Origin of the sequence: uncultured Pseudoflavonifractor sp. (assembly GCA_904419835.1) — a bacterium.
Lineage (GTDB): Bacteria > Bacillota > Clostridia > Oscillospirales > Oscillospiraceae > Pseudoflavonifractor.
In genome coordinates this window covers 1-11,463 of sequence record CAJFTA010000067.1, presented here as the reverse complement: position 1 = coordinate 11,463, position 11,463 = coordinate 1, and the positions used below count along the sequence as shown (strand labels likewise).

At 61.9% G+C, this 11,463-nt stretch carries 8 protein-coding genes; 6 read left to right on the top strand and 2 right to left on the bottom strand.

The window, feature by feature from the left end; all coding sequences use genetic code 11:
* From QZY67_RS10535 to QZY67_RS10510, 6 genes are all read left to right on the top strand, one after another.
* Positions 1 to 1,552: acyl-CoA dehydratase activase-related protein (locus QZY67_RS10535; protein WP_295370133.1), on the top strand; the 1,552-nt coding region annotated here is incomplete at its 5' end.
* 73 nt (positions 1,553 to 1,625) lie between these two features.
* Positions 1,626 to 2,936 (top strand): 2-hydroxyacyl-CoA dehydratase, encoded by a 1,311-nt coding sequence (locus QZY67_RS10530; protein WP_295370131.1) that lies wholly within the window; start codon positions 1,626 to 1,628, stop codon positions 2,934 to 2,936.
* Positions 2,933 to 3,496, top strand: a complete 564-nt coding sequence (locus QZY67_RS10525; RefSeq protein ID WP_295370128.1) for a GNAT family N-acetyltransferase — start codon at positions 2,933 to 2,935, stop codon at positions 3,494 to 3,496. The genes QZY67_RS10530 and QZY67_RS10525 overlap by 4 nt, the downstream gene beginning before the upstream one ends.
* A gap of 118 nt (positions 3,497 to 3,614) precedes the next feature.
* Positions 3,615 to 4,994 carry an MATE family efflux transporter gene (locus QZY67_RS10520; RefSeq protein ID WP_295370126.1) on the top strand — a complete coding sequence of 460 codons (1,380 nt, stop codon included), beginning with the start codon at positions 3,615 to 3,617 and terminating at the stop codon, positions 4,992 to 4,994.
* Between the two features lie 11 nt (positions 4,995 to 5,005).
* Positions 5,006 to 5,854: a hypothetical protein gene (locus QZY67_RS10515; RefSeq protein ID WP_295370124.1), complete on the top strand. Its 849-nt coding sequence runs from the start codon at positions 5,006 to 5,008 to the stop codon at positions 5,852 to 5,854.
* 181 nt (positions 5,855 to 6,035) lie between these two features.
* Positions 6,036 to 8,417: a phosphoketolase gene (locus QZY67_RS10510; protein ID WP_295370136.1), complete on the top strand. Its 2,382-nt coding sequence runs from the start codon at positions 6,036 to 6,038 to the stop codon at positions 8,415 to 8,417.
* Positions 8,418 to 8,611: 194 nt separating this feature from the next.
* Here QZY67_RS10510 and QZY67_RS10505 read toward each other — a convergent pair whose 3' ends face one another.
* Together QZY67_RS10505 and QZY67_RS10500 are read right to left on the bottom strand one after the other, a co-directional pair.
* On the bottom strand, positions 8,612 to 9,346 hold the full coding sequence (locus QZY67_RS10505) for an ATP-dependent Clp protease proteolytic subunit (RefSeq protein ID WP_295370122.1): 735 nt from the start codon (positions 9,344 to 9,346) through the stop codon (positions 8,612 to 8,614).
* A gap of 145 nt (positions 9,347 to 9,491) precedes the next feature.
* Positions 9,492 to 10,868 carry a sensor domain-containing diguanylate cyclase gene (locus tag QZY67_RS10500; protein WP_295370120.1) on the bottom strand — a complete coding sequence of 459 codons (1,377 nt, stop codon included), beginning with the start codon at positions 10,866 to 10,868 and terminating at the stop codon, positions 9,492 to 9,494.
* Positions 10,869 to 11,463 lie beyond the last annotated feature (595 nt).

Genomic DNA, 11,463 nt, shown 5'->3' with positions numbered 1-11,463 from the left:
GCACCCGGTGAACCTGGGCTCCCGCTGCACCGTGTTCATGAACTCCAGCGTGAAGCAGGCCCAGAAGGACGGCGCCAGCGTGGAGGACATCTCCGCCGGTCTGTCCATCTCCATTGTCAAGAACGCGGTGTACAAGGTCATCCGCGCCGCCAGCGCCGACGACCTGGGCAAGCACATCGTGGTCCAGGGCGGCACCTTCCACAATGACGCGGTGCTCCGGGCCTTTGAGCAGGAGCTGGGCCGGAACGTGACCCGCCCCACCATCGCCGGCATCATGGGCGCCTTCGGCGCCGCCCTGGCCGCCCGGGACCTGCGTCTGAACGCCAGCGGCCTGCTCAGTGAAGCGGCTCTACAGTCCTTTACCCACAGTGCAAAGCCCGTCACCTGCGGTCTGTGCACCAACCACTGCGCCCTCACCGTCAACCAGTTCGACGGCGGGCGGAAGTTCATCTCGGGCAACCGCTGCTCCCGCCCCCTGGGCAAGGAGAAGGTGGAGCTGCCCGACCTGATGAACTACAAGTACAAGAAGCTCCGGGCCATGGAGGGAAAGGGCGAGGGCACCGGCGTCCGGGGCCGCATGGGCATCCCCTTCGGCCTGAACATGTACGAAAACCTGCCCTTCTGGTTCACCTTCTTCACCAAGCTCAACTTTGAGGTGGTCCTCTCCCCCGAGTCCTCCCGGAAGCTGTACATCAAGGGCCAGCACACCATCCCCTCCGACACGGTGTGCTACCCCGCCAAGCTGCTCCATGGCCATGTGGAGGCCCTGGTGGAGGAGGGCGTGGACGCCATCTGGTACCCCTGCATGTCCTACAACAACGACGAGGGCATCGGCGACAACCACTTCAACTGCCCCGTGGTGGCCTACTACCCCGAGCTGCTGGCCGCCAACGTGCCCGCCCTGAAGCAGACCAAGTTCCTCAACCCCTATGTGGGCCTGTGGCGGCACAAGGACTTCACCAAGCGCATTGCCAAAATGATGGAGGAGGAGTTCTCCATCCCCAAAAAGGAGTCCGTGGCCGCGGCCAAGGCCGCCTATGCAGCCTACGACGACTACGTCCACGACGTGCGCGCCACCGGCAAAAAGTACATTGAGTACGCCCGGGCCATGAACATGCCCATTCTGGTGGTCTGCGGCCGTCCCTACCACATTGACCCGGAGATCAACCACGGCATCAACGACCTTATCACCTCCTTCGGCTTTGTGCTCATCACCGAGGACGCCCTCTCCTACCTGGAGGGCTACGCCCCCCGGAAGGTACTCAACCAGTGGACCTTCCAGAGCCGGATGTACAACGCCGCCCGCTATGTCTGCACCCAGCCCGACATGCAGGTGGTCCAGCTGGTCTCCTTCGGCTGCGGCACCGACGCCATCACCACCGACGAGCTGCGGTCCATTCTGGAGGAGGGCGGCAAGCTGTACACCCAGCTGAAGATTGACGACATCAGCAACCTGGGCGCGGTGCGCATCCGTATCCGCTCCCTCATCGCCGCCATCGACGCACGCAAGCAGCAGCGGCCCCAGAACGGACAGAGCGCCGCCAACGCCTGACAGGGCGCCCGTTCTCTAACAGAATCTCGCGCGCCTGAACGGCGTAACGTATGCGGAAAGGACTTATCTTTCTATGGCAAAACTGGAATACGACAAGACCGGCCGCCTTCTCTTCACCAAGGAGATGAAGGAGGAGTATACCCTTCTGGTGCCCCAGATGCTGCCCATGCACTTCGCCATGCTGGTGCGCATCATGCAGACCGAGGGCTACAAGGTGGAGATGCTCAACACCACCGGCAAGAGCATCCTGGACTACGGACAGAAGTACGTCCACAACGACGCCTGCTTCCCCGCCATTCTGGTCATCGGCCAGCTCATCGACGCGGTGAAGAGCGGCAAGTACGATCCCCACAAGGTGGCCCTGGTCATCACCCAGACCGGCGGCGGCTGCCGGGCCTCCAACTACATCCATATGCTCCGCAAGGCCCTGGAAAAGGCCGACCTGGCCTATGTGCCCGTCATCTCGGTGAACCTGTCCGGCCTGGAGCACAACCCCGGCTTCAAGCTGTCCCTGGGCTTTATACGCAAGGCTGTGTTCGCCGTGTTTTACGGCGACCTGCTCATGAATGTGGCCAACCAGGTCCGGCCCTATGAGGTCAATCCCGGCGACACCGACAAGGCCATTGAGGACTGCATGGACTTCCTGCTCTCCGAAATGAACGAGGGCAGGGGCATGAGCCACAAGACCATGATCGCCAACTTTGATCGCATCATCGACCGGTTCAAATCCATCCCCGTGGCCGGGGAGCAGAAGGTCCGGGTGGGCGTGGTCGGAGAGATCTACGTTAAGTACTCCCCCCTGGGCAACAACAATCTGGAGCAGTTCCTCCTCTCCGAGGGAGCCGAGCCCGTGGTGCCCGGGCTGGCCGACTTCGTCATCTTTAAGATCTACAACCGGGACGTGGACGTGGATATCTACGGCGGCAAGTGGATCAAGCAGGCGGTGTGCCGGGTGTTCGCCGGGTACATCAAAAAGAAGCAGCGGGCCATGATTGACGCCCTCAAGCGCTCCGGCCGCTTCCGCGCCCCCGGCGACTTTGACGAGCTCCACAGCTATATCAAGGGCTATCTGGGCGACGGCAACAAGATGGGCGAGGGCTGGCTCCTCACCGCCGAGATGCTGGAGCTCATCCACACCGGTGTGCCCAACATCGTGTGCACCCAGCCCTTCGGCTGCCTGCCCAACCATATCGTGGGCAAGGGCATGATCCGCAAGCTGAAGGACGACTACCCCTGGAGCAATATCGTGGCCATCGACTACGACCCCGGCGCCACCAAGATCAATCAGGAGAACCGGATCAAGCTCATGCTGGCCAACGCCCGGGGCCTCCAGAAGCAGCACGAGGAGGAGGCCGCCCGGGAAGCGGAGCCCGCCGGCGTATGAGCGGCCTCCGCTTTGTAGACGCCCGCACCGACGAGCACTTTGCCGCCATGTCCCTCATCCATGCTCTCGGATGGAGAGACACATACGTAGGCTATGTGCCCGACGACTATATGGCCCGGGAAATTACCGATGACCGGTGGGTGAAGTATTTCCGGGAGGATTACGAGACCGGGCGCTGTCACGGCCTTCTCCTTTACAATGGGGATACTCCGGTGTCCGCCATCAACTACGGTCCCGCCCGCACCGAGAACTACAACGCGGGCACCCGTACGGGCTCCGCCTTCCCCAACGAGGCCTACCAGGGCTGGGGGGAGATCATCTCCTTCTACACTCACCCGGACCACCGGGGCAAGGGGTACGGCGGAGCGCTCTTTGAGGAGGCCCTCCGCCGCCTGAAGGCCGGCGGCTTTCAGAACGCCTTCGTGTTTGTCCTGCGGGAGAACAGCGGCGCCCGGCGGTTCTACGCCGCCCACGGCTTCCGGTGGGACGGCACCCACGCGGATATTCCCTTCCCGCCTGACGCAATATGTGTTGACTTGCGGTACACAAGGGCATTATAATATTCCCACAAATGAATGGCCGGCCGGGTTCTCCCCGGAGGCCCGCAGGGATGCAAAACCACTGTACCAACGGGTTTTCCTCAACAGAGGGAAACCCGTTCTTTTTTACGAAAGGAAGATGAATTTGGCGGAAATGGAAAACAAGATGGGCGTCATGCCCATCCGGCGGCTTATCCTCCACATGTCCTGGCCCATGATGCTCTCCATGCTGGTTCAGGCCCTGTACAACATGGTGGACAGCTACTTTGTCTCCATGATTGACAATCGCGCCTTTGTGGCCCTGGGCCTGGCCTACCCGGCCCAGACCATGATGATCGCCATCTGCGTGGGCACCGGCGTGGGTATCAACGCCATGCTCTCCCGCCGTCTTGGGGAGAAGCGCCCGGAGGCCGCCTGTGCCGTGGCCCTGAACGGCTATTTCCTCTATCTCATCACCTGGGTGGTCTTTCTTCTCTTCGGCCTGACTCTGGGCCCCCGCTTTGTGGGCTTCTTCAACAGCGACCCCCTGGTCATGGAGTACGGCGGGCAGTATCTCACCATTGTGACGGTGTTCTCCCTGGGGGTGTGCATGCAGTTTGCCGGCGAGCGGGTGCTCCAGGCCACGGGCAACGCGGTGGGTCCCATGATTATCCAGGGCATCGGCGCGGTCGTCAACCTGATTCTGGACCCGGTGCTCATCTTCGGTCTGGGGCCCTTCCCCGCCATGGGCGTGGCGGGCGCCGCCATCGCCACTGTGCTGGGCCAGTTCGTGGGCATGGCGGCGGGCTTTGTGCTGGTGGCCCGCAACGGCGTGGTGCGGCTCACTCTGCGGGGCTTCCGCCCCTGTCCCGCCACCATCCGGGACATCTACCGCATCGGCGGTCCGGCCATTGTCATGCAGTCACTAAGCACCGTGATGACCCTGGGCCTGAACAAAATTCTCAGCCTGCCCAGGATGCTGGCGCTGTACGGCGACGCCCCGGTGTTTATCCTCTCGGCCTACTTCAAGCTCCAGTCCTTTGTCTTTATGCCGGTCTACGGCATGAACAACGGCCTTACCCCCATTCTCAGCTACAACTACGGCGCCCGGCACCAGGAGCGGATCACCCGGGGCATCCACTTTGCCCTGGCGGCGGCCCTGTGCATCATGGGTGTGGGCATGGTGATTTTCCTGCTCTTCCCCCAGCAGCTCATGCAGATCTTCAGTGCGCCCGAACCGGTCATGGCCATGGGTATCCCGGCCCTGCGGATTATCTCCCTCTCCTTCCTGTTCGCCGGTGTGTCCATCATCCTGGGCGCCGCCTTCCAGGCCCTGGGCGTACCCCTGTTCAGCCTGATTCTCTCTGTACTGCGCCAGGCGGTCATTGTGCTGCCCGTCTGCCTGGTCCTCACCTTTATCGCCCCGGACCAGGTCTGGTGGTGCCTGCCCGCCGCCGAGGCCCTCTCCTGCGCCGTGGCCTTCGTCCTGTACCGCTGGGTCTATTACACCAGAATCCTGCCCCTGGGGGCAGCGTCCTGAGGAGGTCTCTTATGAAGTCCCTGTTCCCCGTTCTGCTGGCCGCCCTGCTGCTCTCCGCATGTACCGGAGAGACCGCCGCCTCTCCTGCTCCCTCCCAGCCCGCCCCCGCCTCCTCTGTCCAGCCCTCCGCCGTTCCCCCCACCCCCTCTGCCAGCCCGGAGGCGCCCGCCTGGTGGGAGGATATCTCCGCCGACGACCTGCCCGACACCCTGTCCGCCGCCGAGGACATTGAGGCGGGCAGCGGCAGCCTCTACCGGCTGGCCGAGCTGCCTGCGCAGGACATCGTTCTCTACGGCTACGGCGGAGATGCCGGCGGCATTCTCATCGCCCAGGGCGACGTCCTCACCCCTTTTGACCAGCTTTATCTCTCCGCCGAGCACCCTATGCTCCCTCAGCTGCGCTGGGAGGACCTGGACGGAGACGGCGGTGAGGAGCTGGCCGTGATCTATCTGGTGTCCAACTCCGCCGGATCCAGCGTGTTTGAGCTCCATGTCTACCAGCCCCAGCCGGGCGGCGGCTGGCGCGACTGCGGTCTGCGCTCCGACTACTATGTCCCTCTGCTGGAGGATCTGCTCTCCTTCTCCTATGACCACGTGGAAAACACCGTCACCATTGCCGCCGGGACAGAAAAAATCAGCGCCTGGTACGACGGCCCGTCCGAGCCGGACGGGCTGGCTCCTGTGGGCAATCTGGTGTTCTTCCGCTGCGAGGACGGAGCCTATACCGCCGTATTCGGCCTTCAAATTGCCGCTGGGGATGCGTCCCCCGTGGACATCGGCACCCTCACCGCCCGGGTTGCATATGACGGGAAATCCCTCGCGCTGACAGATTTTCAGCTGACCGCTCTGGGCGGCGTTTGAGATGCGAAAAAAGAGACTGCTTCCGTTGCAGCCTCTTTTTTCTCTTTTATCCCGCCGTAACTATTGACTTCTTCCCCATAATTTAGCATAATAGTAGTGATTTTAAGCGTTCGAGGAGGCTCTTCCGATGGCTAAGACCGCAAAGCCCGAATCTAAGCCCGCACTTAAATCCGCCGCCCGTATGTCAAAGCGGGGGCCCCTTGATCAGGCGCTGCTGCGCAAAATGGACGCCTATTGGCGCGCGGCCAACTATCTGTCCGTGGGTCAGCTCTACCTGCTGGACAATCCCCTGCTCCGCCAGCCCCTCAAGCCGGAACACCTCAAGCGGCATACCGTGGGCCACTGGGGCACCGCGCCGGGGCAGAACTTCATCTATACCCATCTCAACCGGGTCATCACCCGGAACGATCTGAACATGATCTACCTGGCCGGTCCCGGCCACGGCGGAGAGGCCGTGGTGGCCCAGACCTATCTGGAGGGGACATACAGCGAGGTGTATCCCAACGTGGGCCAGGATGAGGAGGGCATGAAGCGCCTTTTCCGCCAGTTTGCCTTCCCCGGCGGCATCCCCAGTCATGTGGGCCCCGAGGCCCCCGGCTCCATCAACGAGGGCGGCGAGCTGGGCTACTCCCTGTCCCACGCCTTCGGCGCGGTGATGGACAACCCCGACCTGATTGCCGCCTGCGTGGTGGGAGACGGCGAGGCTGAGACCGGCCCTCTGGCCGCCGCCTGGCAGAGCAACAAGCTCATCAACCCCATTACCGACGGCGCCGTGCTGCCCATCTTCCACCTCAACGGCTTCAAGAGTGCCGGCCCCTCCATCTTCGGCCGGATCACCCACGAGGAGCTGGAGATGTACTTCAAGGGCTGCGGCTGGGAGCCCCGATTTGTGGAGGGGGACGACGCGCCCCAGATGCACCAGACCATGGCCGCCGCCCTGGACTGGGCGGTGCGGGAGATCAGCCGTATTCAGGAGCACGCCCGCACCCAGAACGACCCCACCCGGCCCCGGTGGCCCATGATCATCTTCCGCTCCCCCAAGGGCTGGACCTGCCCCGTGTGCCTGGACGGCTTTCCGGTGGAGGGCACCTGCCTGGCCCACCGCATCCCCTTCCCCGCCGACGCCGCACACCCGGAGTACATCGCCCTGCTGGAGTCCTGGATGCGCAGCTACCACCCGGAGGAGCTCTTTGACGAAAACGGCAGGCTCATCCCGGAGCTGCAGGAGCTGGCTCCCGTGGGCAACCGGCGCATGGGCTCCAATCCCCATGCCAACGGCGGCCAGGTCCTCCGGGACCTCCGCCTCCCCGACTTCCGCAGCTATGCGGTGGACGTTCCCTCCCCCGGCGACCGCCTTGGCGAGGACATGCACCAGCTGGGCAAGTACATGCGGGATGTGGTGCGCCTCAACATGGAGGCCAAAAATTTCCGCATTTTCGCCCCCGATGAGGCCAAGTCCAACGGGCTGGAACCGGTCTTTGAGGTGACCGGCCGGCGCTGGAACACGGATTTCATCGAAAATGACCTGAACCTGGACACCGAGGGCCGCGTCATGGACGCCATGCTCTCCGAGCATATGTGCCAGGGCTGGCTGGAGGGCTACCTCCTCACCGGGCGGCACGGCGCCTTTGTCAGCTATGAGGCCTTTATCCGCATTGTGGACTCCATGGTGTCACAGCACGCCAAATGGCTCAAGGTAGCCTCCCAGCTGCCCTGGCGGCAGGATATCGCCTCCCTGAACTATGTGCTGGCCTCCAACGTGTGGCAGCAGGACCACAACGGCTTTACCCACCAGGACCCCGGTTTCCTGGACCATGTGGCCAACAAAAAGGCGGATGTGGTGCGGCTCTATCTGCCCCCCGACAGCAACTGCCTGCTGTCCACCTTTGACCACTGCATCAAGAGCCGGAACTACGTCAACGTGATCATCGCCTCCAAGCACCCCCGGCCCCAGTGGCTCACCATGGACCAGGCGGTGAAGCACTGCACCCAGGGCATCGGCATCTGGCAGTGGGCGTCCAATGACCAGGGCACCGAGCCCGACGTGGTCATGGCCTGCTGCGGCGACACGCCCACCCTGGAGACCCTGGCGGCGGTGACCATTCTGCGCAAGTATCTGCCCGAGCTCCATATCCGGGTCATCAACGTGGTGGACCTGATGAAGCTCCAGCCCCACACGGAGCACCCCCACGGCCTCACCGACGAGGACTACGACGCCTACTTCACCACCGATAAGCCCATCATCTTCGCCTTCCACGGCTACCCCACCCTGGTGCACGAGCTGACCTACCGCCGCCACAACAAGAAGCTCCACGTCCGGGGCTATAAGGAGGAGGGCACCATCACCACCCCCTTTGACATGCGGGTGCAGAACGACATTGACCGCTACCATCTCGTGATGGACACGGTGAAGCGCCTGCCCCAGCTGGGCAACCGGGGCGCCTTCCTCATCCAGCTCATGCGGGACAAGCTGGTGGAGCACCGGCAGTATATCACCACCTACGGCGAGGACATGCCGGAGATCAGGGACTGGAAATGGAACAGCGGAAAGGGAATGGAATAATTTCCTGCCTGTAAACGCGCCCCCGGAGGTTAAATTTTCTCCGGGGGCGCTCAGCGTGTCGAAAAACTTCGGTTGAACAGAATTGGGCTGTGTCGGGGCGGGGAGCGCGAGGGGGCAGCCGGAAATGATGCGCAAAAACTTCATGCGCCGATGCGTTTGCCTCTGATCGCGGCGCGCCAATGGCGCATGAAGTTTCATATCTTGAGGGCGTCCATCCGCCGCTGCCGCTCCTCCTCCATCATTCCGTGGAGGCAGTCCAGCGCGTGGGAGAGGCCGCCAATCCGGTCGATGAGGCCGATTTTCACCGCCTCCTCCCCGTAGATGACGCTGCCCACATCGGCGGCCAGCTCTCCGGTCTGGAGCATCATTCTGGTAAAGGTCTCCCGGTCCACATGGCTGTTTTGGGTGACAAACTGAATAATACGGTCCTGGATGCGCTCAAAGTAGTAGAAGGTCTGGGGTACGCCGATGACCAGTCCGTTGAGCCGCACCGGGTGGATGGTCATGGCGGCTGACGGGGCGATGAAGGACACCCTGGCGGACACGGCCAGCGGAACGCCGATGGAGTGGCCGCCCCCCAGCACCAGGGACACCGTGGGCTTGCGCATGCTGGCAATCAGCTCGGCAATGCCCAGCCCCGCCTCAATGTCGCCTCCCACTGTGTTCAGCAGGATGAGCACGCCGTCCACCTCGCTGCTCTCCTCAATGGCCGCCAGAAGGGGCATCACGTGCTCATATTTGGTGGTCTTGGCGGTAGAGGGCAGCAGCTGGTGGCCTTCAATCTGCCCTACAATGGTGAGGGTATGGACCGTCCCCCGCTCCGTTTTAATCGTCGCGGAGCCCATGTCCACAATCTGCTGCTGGCGGCTGCTGAGGCTCTCCTCCCCCTCTTCCCCGCTTCCGGCTGTCTCCTTTGTCTCGTCTGTCATAGTTCAGCACCTCCTTGGAGTTTGGTGCTAGTGTTTGCAGACAGGTGGGATTTCATCCAAAAGGGCCCCTGCGGTTCAGAATCATAAACTGAACCGCAGGGGCCTTTGAAATCTCCGCGCTTTTCCAGAGGCAGGAGCCGCAGCTTCAGCTGTCAGACTCAAAGATGGCATGGCCGTTCCGCCCCGCCCGCTTGGCCTCATAGAGCGCCCGGTCCGCGTTCTCGTACAGCAGTGTAAAGTCCTTCCCGTGTTGGGGATAGAAGGCCGCGCCAATGCTGCACGACAGAGTCTCCTTCGGGAGGTCGTACACTACCACAGAACGAATCCGGCTGTTCAGGGTACTCATGAGCCGCTTCACCGCGTCCGGGTTGCCCACGTTCTTCAGGAACACCATAAACTCGTCGCCGCCGACCCGGCCCACAATGTCCGTCTCGCGGAACACGCCCCGCAGAACCTGGGCCGCTTTTTTCAGCACCAGATCGCCTGTGGCGTGGCCGTAGGTGTCGTTGATCTCCTTGAAGTGGTCCAGATCCACCATCAGCAGCACCTGGATGCCCTCGCACCGCTCCTCGTTGAGCCAATCCGTAATGCTGCGGGCCGTACTCTCCTTGTTCAGCAGACCGGTCAGAGGGTCCTCCTGTGCCTTCCGTACCAGCCTGCGCCGCTCCCAGGCGTTCAGACGCTGCATCGTCAGCAGCAGCACGCCCACGCCGATCAGGAATGCCACGCCCAGCAGCAGCTCATAGTGGGTGATAAACACATAGCTGGCCTTGGCATTCTCTTCGCTGACTACATAACAGAGCATCCAGTCATTGCAGTCGAGGGGCTCATAGGCCAGGTAGCTGCCCACGCCCTGATTGTTCACAATGATGCTGCCGCCGCTTCTCTCCTGGAAATCCTCCTGCATCTGCTCCAGAGAGCCCTTGGAGAACTCCACCTGCCCGTATGCGTCAAAGAAATTCCGATCCGACCAGTCGGTATTGGCAGTTCCGCTGCTCACAATGGTGCCGTCCGCCGTCACGATAAAGGAGTGTCCCTTTCCGTCATAGATATCGGCAAACAGCAGATCGCTCAGCGCTCCCACGTCATAGGATCCGCCCAGCACGGCGGTAATCTGGCCGTCCCGCCGGACAGGCACCGCCAGAACCACCTTATTGTCCCCATCCACCGAACTGGAAAGGGGATCGCTCAGGGCCCGCTCGCCGCTCAGCGCGGTCTCAAAATAGGCCCTGCCCTTTACCTGGGTCGTAATCCCATCGCTGGTATACCCGGTTCCGTCCGGCAAAATCAGCATGGTCCGCCCAAAGGTATCCGTGGATGAGAGCGCCTGGAGCACGTCGTCCATCTGATCCTCTGTCAGCCGCTGGGGCTGCATGCCGATATAGTTCGACGCCACCTCCAGCGTGTTGAACTGGAGTTCAATGACCGCCTCAAAATGGTAGATCTGCTGCTGCACATTGGACCGGAGCAGCTCCACTGTATTTCTATTGACCGCATTGTCCACACTGGCAAAGAACACCATAAACGCTGCCACAAGGTAGCCCAGGAACACTGACAACGCAACTGCATATCTGAAACTGTTCTTGCTTCGGTGCCGACCCATGCCCTCACCTGCACTTCCGCTGAATCTATGAGCATTATAGCAAAATTCTCTGCTCCTTGCAATTTTAAACAGCTGATTTCCAGTCCGTTTTTTCTCCCACTGCGATATAAATGGCACTTTTCTGCTCAGGTTGTACGCATCCGCTCATTTTCAAGCACAATTTTTCATTACCCGCCACGTTTTTACGCCCATAGCGCCACAGCGGCCTGTGGGCTGGGATTCTTCATGGTATGACGGAGCGCGTCATGGGAGCGTTTTTATCGCCTGCTGAACGTAAGCGATAAAAAATGGGCTCCGCAGACATCTGCGGAGCCCATTTCAGGCTGGCGAAAAAGTCCAGGGACTTTTTCGCCAGCCTTCAAAAATGCCGTTACTTTTGCGCCGCACAGCGGCGCAAAAGTCTTCGCTTCGCTCGCCGGAAGCCTTGCACAGCAAGGCTTCCGGGGCATTCGATTCCACGCGAGGCGGGCGGCTGCCCCCTCGCGCTCCCCCGCCCCGACACAGCCCGATTCTG

Excerpts from the sequence above, each read along its gene's own strand:
- QZY67_RS10530 (WP_295370131.1), top strand. The coding sequence starts at position 1,626 with ATGGCAAAACTGGAATACGACAAGACCGGCCGCCTTCTCTTCACCAAG.
- QZY67_RS10525 (WP_295370128.1), top strand. The coding sequence starts at position 2,933 with ATGAGCGGCCTCCGCTTTGTAGACGCCCGCACCGACGAGCACTTTGCC.
- QZY67_RS10520 (WP_295370126.1), top strand. The coding sequence starts at position 3,615 with ATGAATTTGGCGGAAATGGAAAACAAGATGGGCGTCATGCCCATCCGG.
- QZY67_RS10515 (WP_295370124.1), top strand. The coding sequence starts at position 5,006 with ATGAAGTCCCTGTTCCCCGTTCTGCTGGCCGCCCTGCTGCTCTCCGCA.
- QZY67_RS10510 (WP_295370136.1), top strand. The coding sequence starts at position 6,036 with ATGTCAAAGCGGGGGCCCCTTGATCAGGCGCTGCTGCGCAAAATGGAC.
- QZY67_RS10505 (WP_295370122.1), bottom strand. The coding sequence starts at position 9,346 with ATGACAGACGAGACAAAGGAGACAGCCGGAAGCGGGGAAGAGGGGGAG.
- QZY67_RS10500 (WP_295370120.1), bottom strand. The coding sequence starts at position 10,868 with ATGGTGTTCTTTGCCAGTGTGGACAATGCGGTCAATAGAAATACAGTG.